Below are 15,858 nucleotides of genomic sequence, written 5' to 3'. Positions count from 1 at the left end.
GTGCCCTCTCAAGGTTAGATAATGCCTGCATGGCGAAGTTTTTCACGGGTTTCGGTGTCGATGCCCAACTCATCAAGCACTTCATCGGTATGGGCACCAAGCGGCGGGCCACCTTGCCCCAGCCTGCCGGGCGTAGCGCTCAGTTTGGGCAGCACACCCGGCACCTTGAGCGAACGACCGTCGGCACGCGTCACGGTCTGAATCATTTCGCGAGCCAGGTAGTGTGGGTCGGTGGCAATATCCGCAGCGGTGTAGGGGTAGCCTGCAGGGACTCGTGCATCCTCTAGAATACGCAGTATCTCGTCACGGTCTTGAGTCTGGGTCCAGGCCTCAATAGCGGCATCGATTTCCTGGGCATGCTGGGAACGGCCATCGTTATGTGCCATGGCTGGGTGCTGCGCGAGGTCGTCGCGGCCAATGACCTGCATCAGACGCTTGAAAATGCTGTCGCCGTTGCCTGCGATGAGCACATAGTCACCCTGCTGCGTACGGTATGCATTCGAGGGCGTGATGCCAGGCAGTGCGCTACCGCTGGGTTCGCGCACATGACCGGTCGCATCGTATTCGGGCAGCAGGCTTTCCATCATGGCAAACACGGACTCGTAGAGTGCGACGTCAATTTCCTGCCCCAGCCCGCTGCGCTGTCGCTCCTGAAGGGCAAGTAACGTACCTATCACGGCGTATAGCGCGGATAGCGAATCGCCGATGCTGACGCCAACCCGTACTGAAGGTTCATCCGGCTGGCCGGTCAGGTAACGCAACCCGCCCATCGCTTCGCCAATGACCCCGAATCCTGGCTTGTTACGGTAAGGACCGGTTTGGCCGAAGCCGGAAACGCGCACCATGATCAACCTGGGGTTATGCGCAGCCAGCGCTTCATAGCCAAGCCCCCAGCCCTCTAGTGTGCCGGGGCGAAAGTTTTCAACGATGACATCCGCCTCTGCCGTTAGGCGTCGCACCATTTCCTGGCCTTCTGCAGTACGCAGGTCGAGCGTTACCGAGCGCTTGGTACGGCTTTGCACATGCCACCAAAGCGAGGTGCCTTCTTCGAGAATCCGCCATTTACGAAGGGGGTCGCCAGTGCCGGGGGGCTCGATCTTGATCACGTCAGCGCCAAATTCGCCAAGAAGTTTGGTGGCAAACGGGCCTGCAATCAGTTGGCCAAGCTCTACGACTTTAAGCCCATCGAGGGGAAGCTGGCGCGTGGTCATAATATAAGCTCCTGATAACCCGGTTCATGCAGCTTTTTGTCAGTTTGTTTCTACACCAGCATCGGCGAGCTGGCGTGTCATAACAATTAGGCAATCAGGAACTACGTGTTCGTCATGGACGAAGCCTAGGATGTCGAGGTAGTTTCTTTTACCCCAATAGCAAGGCGGTCTGTGCGATGCTCCGATTTGATTTTGTTACCTTGAAACTGTTTGTTGCCATTGCCGATGAGGGGCGGCTTACCGCCGCCGCTGAGCGTGAGCACCTTGCCGTGGCAGCGGTCAGCAAACGCGTCAGCGACCTGGAAGCGTTGGTGGGCACCGAACTCTTATATCGCCGCCCCCGGGGGGTTGAGCTCACCCCAGCCGGCCGGGCGTTTTTACACCATGCCCGACGCATTCTCGAAGACGTGGCGCGAATGCAGGCCGAACTGAGCGAATATGGCGAAGGGGTGCGTGGTCATGTGCGCATACATTCCAACACCTCGGCGATCATCGCCTTTCTTCCCCAGGATTTAAGTGCCTTTGCCCTGACCTACCCTCAGATCAAGATCGACCTGCAGGAACGTACCAGCAGTGAAGCGATTACCGCCGTGCGCGATGGTGTGGCCGATATCGGCATTTTTGCTAGCCATGTGGCGGCGGATGAGCTGGAGGTAAAGCCCTACCGGCGCGATCAGTTGGTTCTGGTTACCCCGCAGGATCATCCGCTGGCTGTTCATCAGCAGCTGCATTTGCATCAGGCCGCCGAATATGACTTTGTGGGCTTGCAACAGGACACGTCGCTACAGTCGCTACTGCATGAGCAGGCCAGCCAGGCGGGAAGAACCCTGCGCATGCGAATTCAGGTACGTAGCTTCGATGCGATTTGCCGCATGATTCATTACGGTATGGGCGTTGGTGTACTGCCCCAGCAGACGCTGTATCGCGATTTGAAAGATTTAAAGTTATGCATGATCCCCTTGGCAGACGAGTGGGCAAAACGTGAACTGGTGGTGGGAATGCGCCATTACGCCACTCTGCCGCTGGTGGCCCGCCACTTGGTCGATCACCTGCTGACGCCCCATACGCCCAAGCAACCTCTATGAGTGTTAAACGCATTTGCAAAGCGATAACGTGCATGAACATCACAACGCAGGAGAAGGGTATGCGCACCGCCTTTATAAAGCGCGACTTGCCGCTACAGCTGCTATGAAACTCGACCCGACCTCACTCAAACTGTTTGTGCGTGTGGCTGAAATGGGCACCATCAGCGGCGCTGCTGATGCTTCGTTCATGGCGACCTCGGCCGTCAGCAAGCGGCTTAGCGAGCTGGAAGCCTACTTCAACACGCCACTGCTCAAGCGCAACAACCGAGGCATCGTACTGACGCCCGCCGGGAGTGCACTGCTGAATCTATCCCGGGGCGTACTGCATAACCTTGAAGACCTCGATCTGCAGATGCGTGACTATGCCAGTGGTCAGCGCGGCATGGTTCGGGTGTTCGCCAATATGTCAGCGATTACCCAGTACCTGCCCAACGAAATGCGCGCTTTTTTCGAGCAGCACCCGGATATTGGCGTACAGTTGGAAGAAAAAGTGAGTCCCATCATTACCCGCGAGGTCATGAACAACAATGCGGATATCGGGGTGTGCGCCCAATTGCTGCATGGCTACGACCTGATTGAGTTTCCCTACCACGTTGATGACCTCGTGCTGGTGGTCCCTAAGCAGCATCCGCTTGCCGAGCGGGAGCAGATCGATTTTCGTGAGTGCCTGGACTATCCCCATGTGGGATTGCATACCGCGAGTGCCATCAATCTGGAGATTATGCGCGCCGCCAGCATGGTCAATAAGACACTGCGTATCCGCATACAGGTGACCAGCTACGACGCGCTATGCCTGATGGTCCAGGAAGGCCTGGGGATCGGCGTATTGCCCCGCGGCGCCATTCGTCAGTATGTCGATGGCCTCAACGTCAAGGTGTTGGCGATTCGGGACAGCTGGGCACGGCGTCGGCTGAGTATCTACGTGAAAGATTTAGACAAGCTCTCCATGGCCGCCCGGGTGTTGGTCGACCATTTAGTAAATGCCGCTGCGGCGCGTTGATTGACGGGCTCTCCAAGTCAGATGATGTACGCTTTCCTTGTCCAGCTTTCGCGTTTGGAGAAGGCAGGTTCATCAATCACCAATATACAGCCACCCATCTTTAGCGCTATCACTCTAGCAACCATCAAGCGACGTTCTACTGCTTGGTGAGTTCTCGGGAGGGGCGCGACCTTGGCCTCCCACAGAAAATAACAGCACAACATGCTTCCCGACGCTGAGAGGAAATAACAATGACAGCAATAAAACTACGCCACCTACTGCCCGCTTCTCTGTTGGTCGCTGGTGCGCTTACGACCGGCGCTGTTCAAGCACAGACCGCGCTTAATCTGGGCGCCGTGCCCACCGGTACTGGCTGGTTTTTCGGTATCTCGGAAGGCGCGCGCGTGATAAGCGCCAATTCAGATTACGAAATAACCGTACGTGAAACGGGCGGCACCCGTGAAAACGCCATTCGACTGAACAACGGTGAGCTTGACCTAGCGTTCACCGAAGCCCTGGTGGGGTATGAACTCTATAACGGCGTCGGCCGTTTTGAGGATACCCCTAATCCGGATGTGCGGCTCGTTTACTGGATTGCGCCGTCCACCATGCACTGGGCGGTTCGCCAGGATAGCGATATCGAAACCTTTGAAGATCTGAACGGCGAGCGCTTTAACCCCAGCAGCATTGGTGGGGGCGGTGAGTACATTACCGAGCAGGTGTTTGGCATCCTGAATATCGAGCCGGACTTCCAGCGCATGCGGGTGAACGATGCGGCGGAAGGCGTTACCGATGGTCGCCTAGTGGGCTTTAGCTACAACGGTGTGCCGCCGATCCCACTGTTTACTGAAGTGCATTCCTCACGCCCGCTACAGCTGCTGTCGCTGACGGATGAACAGGTGGAGACGGTGATTGAAGAGCTTCCGTTTCTGTCGCCTGCCATTGTACCGGCGGATACCTATACCGGGATGAGCGAAGCCCAGTCGCTAGGTATCTACATGGGCGTGGCAGCAAGCACTGAGCTTGACGCCGATACGGTGTATGAACTGACCAAAGCGTACTGGGAAAACCACGATCAGGTAGCGGCCTCCTTTAAGCCCGCCGCAAATGTTGATCCGCAAACCGTGATGGATACTGCAACCTTCCCGCTACATGCAGGCGCGCTACGCTATTACCAGGAGTTGGGTCTGGACATTCCGGAAGACATCATTCCGCCTGAAGCTCAGTAAGCACACTCTTGAGCCTCCGCCGGTATTCCGGTGGGGGCATTAGCTATCAGCCTGACGCGTTGCTTGACGTCCCCTTGTCAGGCGGCGTGGGAGTTGCTCCATGGATACCGCTAAAAATTCTAACGTCGTGGAAAAGTACCAGGAGGATTCGGGCAAGCGACAGCTCTCGGGCTTCTGGTTTGTCGTGGTGCGCACAGCCGCCGTTGCGATGGCGATTTTCCACCTCTACACGGCAGTTACCGGGCCGGTGAATACGCAAAACGCCGTTCACCTGCTGTTTGCGATGCCGCTGATCTTTCTGGCTTACCATTGCAGGGTACGGGATGCCCAGAAGATTCCCTGGTTTGATATTGTCCCGATTGTCATGAGCGTCGTGATAAGCGGTTACTACGTTTATCACTTCGACCGAATCATCTATCAGCTGGGCTATCTAACGCCTACCGCGCTGGATCTGGTACTGGGCGTGAGTGCGATCTTGCTGCTTCTGGAAGCCTGTCGCCGCGCCATCGGCCTGGCCTTCCCGATACTGGTGCTGATCGCCCTGGCGTATGCGGCCTTTGGGCAACACCTGCCCGGCGTGTGGGGCCACGGCGGTTTTCGCTGGGACGACCTGGTGGCGACTTTCTACCTCGGCCCCACTGGTATCTTTGGCAGCCTGATGCGCACCTCTTCCACGGTGATTGTCATCTTCATCATGTTTGGTGCGCTATTGGTGACCACTGGAGGCGGCGATACCTTCATGCGTCTCTCCACTGCCGCGACCGGTGGCATGGCCGGCGGGCCCGCCAAGGCCGCTACGCTGTGCAGTGCCATGTTCGGCAGCATCAGCGGCAGCACCGCTGCCAACGTGGCCACCACCGGGGTGTTCACCATTCCGCTGATGAAGAAGAATGGCTACAGCCCGCGCTTTGCGGCGGCGACCGAGGCATCAGCGTCGACCGGGGGGCAGATTTTGCCACCTATCATGGGCGCTGCCGCCTTTGTCATGGCCGATGTGATTTCGACCAGCTATCTCGACATTATCAGCGCTGCGCTGATACCGGCCCTGCTGTTTTACTTGGCCATCTGGATGAGCGTGCATTTTGAAGCGAAGCGCTTAGGACTAAACCCGCTTCCAAAATCCCAGCGGCCAAGCCTACGGGAAGGGTTCTTCAATGTTGAAACCCTGCTGCTGCCGCTGATCGTGCTGATCACCATGCTGGTGCTCCGCTATACGCCCACCACCGCGGCGGTGGCTGCCTACTTTACCGCATTGCTGCTCTATCTGGTGTCGCCACGCAGCCCGGGCACGCTATGGGAGCGGATCAAGTCTCTCCCTGCTGCCCTGGAAGCCGGTGCCATGACGGCGGCGATGATTGCTGTGATAATCGGCAGTGTCGCGCTTATTGCCGCGGTGATCAGTTTGACGGGGCTGGGGCTCAAGGTGTCCTCGCTGATCGTCATGGTGAGCGGCGGTGATGTGCTGATCACGCTCCTGCTGGCGATGGTGGTGGCCATTATTCTGGGGATGGGCCTGCCCACGGTAGCCGCTTATATGCTGGCGGCATCGGTAGTCGCGGCGGCCTTTATCGAAGCGGGGTTGCCAAGCCTCTCGGCACACCTGTTTATCCTTTATTTCGCGATTCTTTCAGGCGTGACGCCGCCTGTCGCGCTGGCGGCTTATATCGGTGGCGCGATTGCCGGTTCGCACTGGTTCCGTACGGCACTGACGGCCACCAAGATTTCGCTGGGCGGCTTCCTGATTCCCTTCATGTTCATTTATCATCCACCGCTTCTTGGTCAAGGCACGAAGCTGGAAATTGGCATGGCAGTGGCATCCGGGGTGCTGGGCATTATTGCACTGGCGGCATCTACCATCGGCTATTTTGCGCGCCCATGTTCCTGGTTAGAACGAGGATTACTGCTGTTCGCCGCACTGATGCTTATCAATGGGCAAGCCATCACCGATGTTGTCGGGATTGCCGTTATAGTCGGTATCTTCGCGTGGCAGCGCTTTGCGACCCATACGCCTAAAAGCGCTATCCCGCTTGCTCCTGAAACTTCCAAGGAAACACGCTCATGAAGGTAGTGATCCCCGATGATTATCAGGATTGCGTCCGCACGCTGGATGCCTTTGCCAAGCTGACAGGTCACCAAGTCACGGTCTATCACGACACGGTGATAGATGAAGACCAGTTGGTGGCGCGCTTTCAAGATGCCGAGGCCCTGGTGCTGATTCGTGAACGCACGCCGATAACGGCGTCATTGCTGGCGCGGCTACCCAAGCTCAAATTGATCAGCCAGACCGGCGGTGGGGCGGCTCATGTAGATATGGCGGCCTGCCGCCAGCACGGTGTGACCGTGCTGGCGGGCACCGGTTCGCCATATGCGGCCGCCGAGCTTACCTGGGGGCTGGTGCTGGCGGCGATGCGGCATATCCCCGATGAGGTGAATAATCTCAGGGCCGGGCGCTGGCAGCGGACGCTGGGTACCGGCTTGAAAGGCCGTACGCTGAGTATTTTTGGCTACGGCAAGATTGGCCAGCTGGTGGCGCGTTACGGTCAGGCGTTTGAAATGGACGTGCTGGTGTGGGGGCGGGAGACGACCCGTGAACGAGCCGCTGCCGCGGGGCTTGAGGTTGCGGGTTCCCAGGCGGACTTCTTCGCGCGCAGCGATGTGCTCAGCCTGCATCTTCGGCTAAACCCCGAAACTCGGGGTACCGTCACCGCCGAAAACCTCGCCAGCATGAAGCCCACGGCGCTGCTGGTGAACACCAGTCGCGCCCCGCTAGTGGAAGAAGGCGCGCTTGAAGCTGCCCTCAACGCCGGGCGGCCGGGTATGGCCGCCGTGGATGTGTTTGATGACGAGCCGGTGCGGGCGCACCCGTTGCTGGAACTGGCTAACGTCGTGGCGACGCCGCACCTGGGCTATGTCGAAAAAGACAGCTATGAGCTCTATTTTGGCGATGCGTTCGACAACGTCGTGGCTTTTGACAAAGGCCAGCCGGTGCGCAACTTGGCGGCAGGAGAAGCATGATGACCCAAACTTCCCGACAAGAGAAAGCAGCGCTGAACACCGAGGGGCTCGCCACTCGGCGTGAGGTCTTAGGCGATGATTATGTGAACGCGGCACTGGCGGAGGTAGACGACTTCAGTTGGCCAATGCAGGAACTGGTCACCAAGCAGTGCTGGAACGACGTATGGAACCGCCCTGGCCTTGAGCGCCAGACTCGTAGCTTGCTCAACGTAGCCCTGCTGGTGGCGTTAAACAGACCTCATGAGCTGAAGGCGCACGTTCGTGGGGCGCTCAATAACGGATGCAGTGAGGAACAAATTAGAGAAGTGCTGCTTCATTGCGTTCCCTATTGCGGCTTCCCTGCCGCAATAGATGGCTTACGCATTGCCCGAGAGGTGATCACTGCAGGTCGTCATCCCGACCAACCCAGCATAATCGGCACGTAAACCACTAACAGCAGCACGCCAATCAGCCCCAGCAGGTAGGGGATGATCGCGCGCGTAATCCGCTCCAGTGGCAGCTGGGTAATGGAGGACGCCACATAGAGATTAATCGCCACCGGTGGGGTAATCATGCCGATGGAGAGCCCCACCACGATAATCAAACCAAAGTGGATCGGATCAATCCCCAACTGCAATACCAGCGGTAGCAGCACCGGTGTGAGGATAATCAGCGCACTGGCGGTTTCGATAAACACCCCGGTGAGCAGAATAATCCCCACAATCAGCAGCATAATCACGTACGGGTTGGTAGAGAGTGACAGCACGGCCTGGGCAATCGCCCCTGGCACTTGCCAGCTGGAGAGCGTCCAACTCAGCACCGCCGACATGGCAATCACCAGCATAATCACCGCCGTAGTCATCGCCGAACGAATCAGCAGCTTGTAAATCTGGGGCATGTTGAGGTCACGGTACACAAACAGCGATACCAGCATGGCGTAGTTCACTGCCACTACTGCCGCTTCTGATGGCGTGAATATGCCTGAGAAGATACCGCCGAGGATAATCACCGGGGTCATCAACCCCCAGCTGGCGTCTTTAAAGGTATGCCAGATGGTGGCTAGCGACAGCGGTGTGCCCTTGGGGTATTGGCGCTTATACGCTTGAGCAATGGCAATCGCCATTAACCCCAGTCCCATCGCTAATCCCGGCAAGAAACCGTTTAAAAACAGCTTGGAAACCGACTGCTGGGCGATCACCGCGTAGATGATCATCGGCACCGAGGGCGGGATCACTACCCCGATGGTGCCGCTGGCGGCGATTAAGCTGGCCGCCGAGGCCGGGTCGTAGCCTTTACGCTTGAGTTCCGGCACCAGGCTTGAGCCCACCGCTGCGGTAGTGGCCGCACCGGAGCCGGAAATGGCCGCAAAGAACATGCCCGCCATCACCGAGACCACCGAGAGCCCGCCGCGCATAAAGCCGACCAGCGAATCGGCAAAGCTGACCAGCTTCTCGCTTACCTTACCCTGAGCCATTAAATCCCCGGCGAGGATAAACATGGGGATCGCGACCAGGGCAAAGGAGTTGATGCCCTGGAACATCTGCTGGGTGACCACCATCAGCGGTACGCCGGATTGGTAAAGTGCATAGAGCGTGCTGGCGCCAATGGCAAAGGCAATTGGCACGCCCAGCAGCATAAACAGAAAGAACAGCCCAAACAGCAGCAGCGTCATAGCGACTCCTCCTGAGGCTGAGAGGTTTCGCCGTTAATCAGCAGCTCGATGATATCGACCAGCGCGTACCACGCCATAATCGCCGCGCAGATCGGCATCACCGCATAGACGTAAGTCATCGACAGCCGCAGCGAGGCGGATTTCTGAAAGCTCTGCACCTGCATATAGCGGTAGCCGATGACGATCAGCGTGAGCATAAACGCCAGCACGACTAGCAGGGCGGTAATGCGCGCGATTTGGCTCAGGCGGCCGGGCAGGGCATCGACCACAAAGGTCACAGCAATGTGCCGCCCGCGCTGAAACGCCAAGGTGCCGGCTAAGAAGGTGATCCACACCAGCAGAAAGCGCGCGACCTCTTCCGTCCAGCCCACCGCGGTGAACAGCACGCGGGAGACGATCTGCAGGGTAATCACCCCAATCAGTGCCGCCATGCCCGCAAAGACCACGGGCTGGATGATGGCATCCAGCCCGCGCTCAATTCGCCGTAGCAGCGTTAACAGCGGTTGAGTTTTGGTGGTCACTTACTTGAGCGCCTCCTGGATGCGCGGCAGGTAATCACCGAACTGCTCGCCGTACTTCTCATACACTGGTGCGACGGCGGCTTGGAAGGCTTCCATATCTGGATCGTCGTTGATCTCCATGCCTGCATCGCGCAGCGCTTGCAGCTGCTCGCTCTCCATCTCTGCATTCACCCGGCGCTCATGCTCTGCCGCTTCCTGTGCGGCTGTTAACAGTACCTCTTGGGCCTGTTCCGGTAACTGGTTCCAGACGGGCATGCCCATCACAAAAATCGCCGGCGCATAAGTGTGGCGGGAAAGAGTCATGTAGTTCTGGGTTTCATCCAGGTTGAACGAGTGAATCACGTTCACCGGGTTTTCCTGACCATCAATAGTGCCCTGTTGCATGGCGGTAAGCGCTTCGGTCCACGCCATGGGGATGGCATTGGCGCCCAGCTCGCGGAAGGTGTCGGTGTAAACCGGATTTTCCATCACGCGGATGCGCAGGCCATCCAGGTCTTCAGGGGTATTAACCGCCCGCTCGCTGTTGGTCAGGTTGCGGAAACCGCGCTCGGCGTAGGCCATGCCTTTCAGGTTCACCTCAGCAAGCTTATCGAGCAGTTCCTGGCCAATCGGACCATCGAGCACTTCGTAAGCGGCTTCCGGGGAAGGGAACAGGAACGGCAGTTCAAACACCGCCATCTCTTCGACAAAGTTGGCTACCGGCCCGTTGGTAATTACGCCCATATCCACGGTGCCGATCTGCATGCCTTCCAGCAACGTGCGTTCGTCACCCAAGGTGGCGTTGGGGTAGATCTCGATATCCACCTTGCCTTCAGTGCGCTCTTCCACCAGCTCTTCAAATTTGGTGGCGGCGATATGAAAGCCATCCTGCTCATTGACCACGTGGGCCAGGCGCAGGGTGACAGGATCCATATCCGCAAAATCAGCGGCGTTCGCGGCGCTCACCAGCGCCAGTGAGATGCCCAGTGCCAGCGTGCTACGTGCAAATGTTTTCATATTATTGTGTTCCCAATGGACTAAGGTGCAGAAGTGCTTAGGAAGCATGCACCAGAGATGGGAAAACGGTCAATTGACTAAAGGTACCCAAGCGCCATACGGCTGGACACAGCGCCCTCGCACAGTTACGATACGCACCCACAAGCGCCCGTAGCTCAGTTGGATAGAGTATCGGCCTCCGAAGCCGAGGGTCGCAGGTTCAAATCCTGCCGGGCGCGCCAAAATTTCAAGGGCTTACGTTAACGCGTAGGCCCTTTTTTTGTCTGTGACCATCCTGTGATGACTGCCGCTATATTGCATAGTAAAAGTTTGGTTTAGTGTCTAGTACTTAATTATTAAATGGTTAACGACAGATGCCAACGGAAAAGACCTTAACATATTTAAGGTTTAGCTTATCTATGCATTGCAATAAAATTATCGTTTAGAAGTTGATTAATGTTAATGTAAAGTAGCTCAAAGATTGAGACATTAACACTATGGAACGGTAAAGTGGACACCGGAAAAGCTAAGGACGGCTGCCATGGAAGGCAGACGAGAACGGCACGGCATGGTGGACAAGACAGTCCCAGGGTGGCAGAGCATGGAAATGCGACAAAGTAGTGGCCCAGCCTTTGTTAAGGTTGAGTATTCTTTAATTTGTTATTCTTTGATTTGTTATTCTTTGATTTGTTATTCTTTGATTTGTTATTCTTTGATTTGTTATTCTTTGATTTGTAAGGAGTATTTTGCTGTCTGTTGCTCTAGTTTATACTAGGAAAAATTTTATAAAGTGAGAGATTTATCAAAAATATAAAGTATCTCGTTAATAAACTTCAAAATTTTCAGGAGCATTCTCCTCAAGAAATTAAAATTCTTGAAAATGCAATTGTTAGTGAAAAGTTTTTTGCTAGAGACGAAGACATTATCAGGCAGGGTGAATCCCCCCAGTACGTTTATCTTGTGATAGAAGGCTGGGTGAGTCGTTTCAGAGATAACCACGAAGGAAAAAAACAGGTATTAAATTACCAGCTTCCAGGGGATTTTTGTAACCTGCATACAACCTTGGCCAAGAAGATCGATCATACTATCTCCGCTCTCACTCCTTCAAAGATCGGTTTTATACCCTACCAAGAAATTTACAACATTTACGAAAAACACCCTCATCTAGCTCGGTCCCTGAGCTGGTCATCGTTAATCGATATATCGATTCTTCAGGAATGGCTTGTCAACCTGGGGCTACGCTCCTCCGAGCAACGCCTGGCGCATCTGCTCTGTGAGCTTCTTATTCGCGCGCGCGCCGCCGGATTGACGGAAGACCATCTTTTTGAATTGCCTTTGACACAGGCTCAACTTGGCGAAGCGATAGGTATCACTCAGGTACATACCAATAGGGTGATGCAGAAACTACGTAAACAAGAACTAATTACTTTTCAAAATAAAAAGTTTCACATATCGGACTGGGAAGGCATGAAGGAGTACGCGGACTTCGATGCGCTTTATCTTCATCTGGAACGTGCTGACCCCAGCCTGAAAAAGGATATGTGAAAAAGAGCAATGGCCGCCAGTTTGAAGCGACCATTGTTTCATTAATCTCTTCAAAACAAGTTTATTCCTCTGACCGTGGTGGGTTGCGTCCTTTCTAGAGCATTTATCAATTGGCTGTGTTCTTTGGCAGGGTTAGGGTCAAAATATTCGTCAATCAATCGCTGAACTTCTTTCTGGATAAGATGATGAATATAGTCTTCGTAAGTCATTATTAATGTTTCACAATGCTGGCAAAAAAGTTTGTCTTCGGGGCCAGGGGAACCCTTCCAAGAACTATCTTCACCACAGTGGGGGCAGCTGACTTTTCTGGAATTATTGAGCATATGAACTCCTGTCTTACAAGTAAGTATTCAAGGTAGCAAGGCCGGAGAGCGCTAAAAATTAACCCATATTTATTTTAAAAGAATTTTTTTAATATTCTCACCAGCCTGACGTTCCCGGGCTGCCGGCATCGTCTCTGACCGGGAAGGAACGAAGGGTTGGACGGACTGGCGGGTCTGGCAATCCTGTTCTAGTGTCGATGGAGTCATATGCTTTTCAGGGAGAGAAACGATGCCGAATCGTCGAGAATTTCTGGGCGGTGCCGTCATGGCTGCCGCCGCCACCGCTGCATCGCCACTGCTGGCGTCCGATAATAGAACCGGCGGGAGCAACGCTGCCAACGCCACCGGCGAGTCGCTGCTGCCTGAGAATCCGCCACTCGCCTTGGATCTGTTTCCCCCGGAGGCGCGATTCGGTGTGGGCGGCACCCAGCTCGGCAACATGTTCAGGGTGACGCCCGATGATGAGGCCCAGCTAATGCTCGAAGCATGCTGGGACAGCGGGGTGCGCCATTTTGATACTTCGCCCTGGTACGGGCTGGGTTTGTCTGAACGCCGCATGGGGCATTTTCTGGACGACAAGGCACCCGAAGACTATGTGCTATCCACCAAGGTAGGACGGCTGCTGGTGCCGGATGCCTCGGCGAGCGATATCAGCATCTGGGCGGGAAGGCTGAATTTCAATTACCGCTACGATTACAGTGCCGCGGGGGTACGTCGCTCGGTGGAGGACAGCCTTCAGCGCCTGGGGCTGCCCAAGATCGATATCGTCTACATTCATGACCTGGCGCCTAGCAACGAGGATATGGGCGAGGAGTGGAGGCAGTACCTTCAGACCGCGATTGATGGCGCCATGCCCGAGCTGACCCGCATGCGCGAGGAAGGCATCATCGGTGCCTGGGGAATGGGGGTTAATGACATCGAACCTAGCCTTGCCGCCATCGATAACGCCGACCCGGACGTGATTTTACAGGCCACCAAGTACACCCTGATCAACCATGAAGACGCTCTGAACCGTCTGTTCCCCAAGTGCCGCGACAACGATGTGTCGTTGGTGATCGGCGCACCGCTGGGTTCGGGCTTTCTTGCCGGCACCGACTACTGGATGTACAGCAAGGATATTCCCGAGGGCTATTGGAAGCAGCGTGATCGGTTGAGCGCCATCGCGCAGGAGCATGGCATCGATCTGCGCACCGCAGCTCTGCAATTCACCGCCGCGCCCGATATGGTCGCCGCCACCATTCCCGGTGCGCGCAATGCGGTTCAGGCACGGGAAAATCGTGCCTCGATGGATGCCGATATTCCGGCTGAATACTGGCAGGCGCTGAAGGAAGAAGGGCTGATCGCCGAAAATGCCCCCACGCCAAGCTGATCATGCAGCCACTAGTGATGGTGGCGTTGGCCAATTCGCCCTTCGCCGATGGCCAGGACAGTCGGCTGACCTCTTATCGCAACTACGCCTGGCTGCACACCGATTAGGCGCGTTGCGGTATCCTCCCGCTGGCATTTTCGCCGGAGCTGATTTTTGCCACTGATGAATTACGGTCAACTAACAGAGCCAGGCTAAGCACGGTCTTTTTCTGGGGTTTCCTGCATCTGTAAGTCCACGTGGAAGGCGGTACCCATGTGGATTTGTGAGTCAACATGCACTTGGCCCTGCATGCCTTCTACATAGGCTTTCACTAGAGCGAGCCCGAGCCCGGTGCCGTGCCTTTTCTTGTCGCTATTCTGTGCTTGGCTGAACTTCTCAAAAAGGTAGGGCTTAAATTCTTCGGGAATACCGGGCCCGCGGTCGATGATACTGATTCGCAACCGGTTTTCACCGTCATCGCTTGCCTCAAGACGATGGGCCTCGACCCTGACATTCTCACCGGCGGGGGAGAACTTTATCGCGTTGGATAAAAGGTTGGTCAGCACCTGCTGCAAGCGGTCGGGGTCTGCCAAGACCGACCCCGGGGGTACTTCACCCAGTTTAAGGCCGACACCGTGCTTGTGAGCGAAGCCCTGGTTGGTGGAGACGGACTCGTTGAGAAACTCAGCGAGGTTAAGCGGCTTTAATTTGAAGTCGACTTTGCCTAGCTCCGCTTTTTCAAGATCGAGAAACTCCGTAACCAGCCTCACTAGCCGCTGGCTATTGCGCTGAGCAAGGTTTGCCATCTCGGCTACCGGCTCTGGAACCGACCCAGCCATGCCCGAGGTGATCACCGACAGGGCGCCGTCGATAGAGCCCAGGGGCGTGCGCAGCTCATGGCTTACCGTGGAAATAAGCTCCCGCTGGGCGCGTTCGATTGCCTTGCGCTCGCTAATGTCGCGCACAACGCTTGCGAACACCGGCACGGCGGTCTTGATTATTTGAAGGCGGATCTCCACCGGATACAACATGCCTCCCTTGCGCCGGCGCATTTGCTCGCTGATGACGATCTCTTTTTCACCTCGCCGTAGTGGCTGAAGCAGGGCCTCAAGGCCTTCCCGATCAAGCGCCGGCATCATGTCCAAAGGCGTCGTTTTCTTGAGGGCATCAAGGTCGATATCGAGCTCCTCAAGGGCGCTGGCGTTGGCATAGACATAGTGCAGGCTCTCCATGTCGAATAGCGCCACTTCTTCCGACATAGCGTCGAGCACTGAGCCCAACCAGGCGAATTTGGCTTCTTGCCGACGGGTCTGGAGCAGCGTTTCGACTAGCTGGGCCAGGGCCTCGATGGACTCTTTCTGTTCTGGTTCCAGCTCACGGGGTTTGCGGTCCATCACGCAGAGGGTGCCAAGGGCCTCTCCGGTGGCACTGCGGATGGGCTTGCCAGCATAAAAACGGGCATGAAAGTCGCTTTCAACGTAGGGGTTGTCGTGAAAGCGAGGGTCTTGGGTTGCGTCGGGCACTTGCATGATGCCTTCGCTAAGAATGGTATGGCTGCAAAAGCTCTCCTCGCGAGCGGATTCTTGTAGACTCATGCCGTAGGTGGACTTGAACCACTGGCGGCGGGAATCGAGCAGCGCGATGAAGGCATAAGGTGTGTCGCAGATCTTCGCCGCCAGGGTCGTGATGGCATCGAACACTGGCTCGCTGGGCGTATCAAGAATGTAGTGATCAGCGAGACTGGAAAGTCGTGCAGCTTCATTGGCAGGCAAAGGAGGCTTTTGCATCTCAGGGTTCCCTTATTGATAGCGCGTCTGCTCAGACCGAGTGTCGGCGGCCTTGGCACGATTAAAATTCTAACGCAGGCGGGAGAATTTACCCAACAAACAAGAACACTGGCGTGGATGCACTGGGTGCAAGAGTGCTGGCGACGATGCTAAGCTCAAAAGATCCACAGCCTATTTTCCACGCTGTTA

Annotated in this window: 15 protein-coding genes and 1 tRNA gene; 10 read left to right on the top strand and 6 right to left on the bottom strand. The window is 56.0% G+C overall.

Annotated features, from left to right (window positions below; all coding sequences use genetic code 11):
• Nucleotides 1-14 precede the first annotated feature (14 nt).
• On the bottom strand, nt 15-1,211 hold the full coding sequence (locus RZA33_RS05240; RefSeq protein ID WP_317506798.1) for a CoA transferase: 1,197 nt from the start codon (nt 1,209-1,211) through the stop codon (nt 15-17).
• Nucleotides 1,212-1,387: 176 nt separating this feature from the next.
• Between RZA33_RS05240 and RZA33_RS05235 the strand changes: the two genes are divergently transcribed.
• The 6 genes from RZA33_RS05235 to RZA33_RS05210 all read left to right on the top strand — a co-directional run bounded on the left by RZA33_RS05235 (nt 1,388) and on the right by RZA33_RS05210 (nt 7,944).
• Nucleotides 1,388-2,296, top strand: coding sequence for a LysR substrate-binding domain-containing protein (locus RZA33_RS05235; protein ID WP_317506797.1), 909 nt, complete (start codon nt 1,388-1,390; stop codon nt 2,294-2,296).
• Between the two features lie 28 nt (nt 2,297-2,324).
• Nucleotides 2,325-3,296, top strand: a complete 972-nt coding sequence (locus tag RZA33_RS05230; protein ID WP_317506796.1) for a LysR family transcriptional regulator — start codon at nt 2,325-2,327, stop codon at nt 3,294-3,296.
• A 230-nt stretch (nt 3,297-3,526) separates the two neighbouring features.
• Nucleotides 3,527-4,504: a TAXI family TRAP transporter solute-binding subunit gene (locus RZA33_RS05225; RefSeq protein ID WP_317506795.1), complete on the top strand. Its 978-nt coding sequence runs from the start codon at nt 3,527-3,529 to the stop codon at nt 4,502-4,504.
• Nucleotides 4,505-4,604: 100 nt separating this feature from the next.
• Complete coding sequence (locus RZA33_RS05220; protein WP_317506794.1) at nt 4,605-6,566, top strand: TRAP transporter fused permease subunit; 1,962 nt, start codon at nt 4,605-4,607, stop codon at nt 6,564-6,566.
• The gene (locus tag RZA33_RS05215; RefSeq protein WP_317506793.1) at nt 6,563-7,519 is read left to right on the top strand and encodes a D-2-hydroxyacid dehydrogenase family protein; all 957 of its coding nucleotides are present in this window, start codon (nt 6,563-6,565) and stop codon (nt 7,517-7,519) included. Before RZA33_RS05220 ends, RZA33_RS05215 begins: the two co-directional genes overlap by 4 nt.
• Nucleotides 7,516-7,944, top strand: coding sequence for a carboxymuconolactone decarboxylase family protein (locus RZA33_RS05210; protein WP_317506792.1), 429 nt, complete (start codon nt 7,516-7,518; stop codon nt 7,942-7,944). The genes RZA33_RS05215 and RZA33_RS05210 overlap by 4 nt, the downstream gene beginning before the upstream one ends.
• On the opposite strand, the gene RZA33_RS05205 is transcribed toward RZA33_RS05210, so the two are convergent.
• From RZA33_RS05205 to RZA33_RS05195, 3 genes are read right to left on the bottom strand one after another with little or no spacing between them, the layout of a single operon-like run.
• Complete coding sequence (locus RZA33_RS05205; protein WP_317506791.1) at nt 7,911-9,170, bottom strand: TRAP transporter large permease; 1,260 nt, start codon at nt 9,168-9,170, stop codon at nt 7,911-7,913. The genes RZA33_RS05210 and RZA33_RS05205 overlap by 34 nt on opposite strands.
• The gene (locus tag RZA33_RS05200) at nt 9,167-9,691 is read right to left on the bottom strand and encodes a TRAP transporter small permease (protein ID WP_317506790.1); all 525 of its coding nucleotides are present in this window, start codon (nt 9,689-9,691) and stop codon (nt 9,167-9,169) included. Before RZA33_RS05200 ends, RZA33_RS05205 begins: the two co-directional genes overlap by 4 nt.
• Nucleotides 9,692-10,687, bottom strand: a complete 996-nt coding sequence (locus RZA33_RS05195) for a TRAP transporter substrate-binding protein (protein WP_317506789.1) — start codon at nt 10,685-10,687, stop codon at nt 9,692-9,694.
• A gap of 144 nt (nt 10,688-10,831) precedes the next feature.
• On the opposite strand from RZA33_RS05195, the gene RZA33_RS05190 reads away from it, so the two are divergent.
• Nucleotides 10,832-10,908, top strand: a tRNA-Arg gene (locus RZA33_RS05190).
• Nucleotides 10,909-11,467: 559 nt separating this feature from the next.
• Nucleotides 11,468-12,211 (top strand): Crp/Fnr family transcriptional regulator, encoded by a 744-nt coding sequence (locus tag RZA33_RS05185; RefSeq protein WP_317506881.1) that lies wholly within the window; start codon nt 11,468-11,470, stop codon nt 12,209-12,211.
• 50 nt (nt 12,212-12,261) lie between these two features.
• Here the strand turns inward: RZA33_RS05185 and RZA33_RS05180 are convergent, their stop codons facing one another.
• Nucleotides 12,262-12,534: a hypothetical protein gene (locus RZA33_RS05180; RefSeq protein ID WP_317506788.1), complete on the bottom strand. Its 273-nt coding sequence runs from the start codon at nt 12,532-12,534 to the stop codon at nt 12,262-12,264.
• A 229-nt stretch (nt 12,535-12,763) separates the two neighbouring features.
• Between RZA33_RS05180 and RZA33_RS05175 the strand changes: the two genes are divergently transcribed.
• Complete coding sequence (locus RZA33_RS05175) at nt 12,764-13,903, top strand: aldo/keto reductase (RefSeq protein ID WP_317506787.1); 1,140 nt, start codon at nt 12,764-12,766, stop codon at nt 13,901-13,903.
• 2 nt (nt 13,904-13,905) lie between these two features.
• A complete protein-coding gene (locus tag RZA33_RS05170; RefSeq protein WP_317506786.1) occupies nt 13,906-14,010 on the top strand; it encodes a glutamate-cysteine ligase family protein in 105 nt (34 codons plus the stop codon).
• Between the two features lie 84 nt (nt 14,011-14,094).
• On the opposite strand, the gene RZA33_RS05165 is transcribed toward RZA33_RS05170, so the two are convergent.
• A complete protein-coding gene (locus RZA33_RS05165) occupies nt 14,095-15,669 on the bottom strand; it encodes a GAF domain-containing sensor histidine kinase (protein ID WP_317506785.1) in 1,575 nt (524 codons plus the stop codon).
• Between the last annotated feature and the right edge of the window lie 189 nt (nt 15,670-15,858).

The organism is Halovibrio sp. HP20-59, assembly GCF_033052795.2.
Lineage (GTDB): Bacteria > Pseudomonadota > Gammaproteobacteria > Pseudomonadales > Halomonadaceae > Vreelandella.
This window is presented reverse-complemented; position numbering and strand designations above follow the sequence as displayed.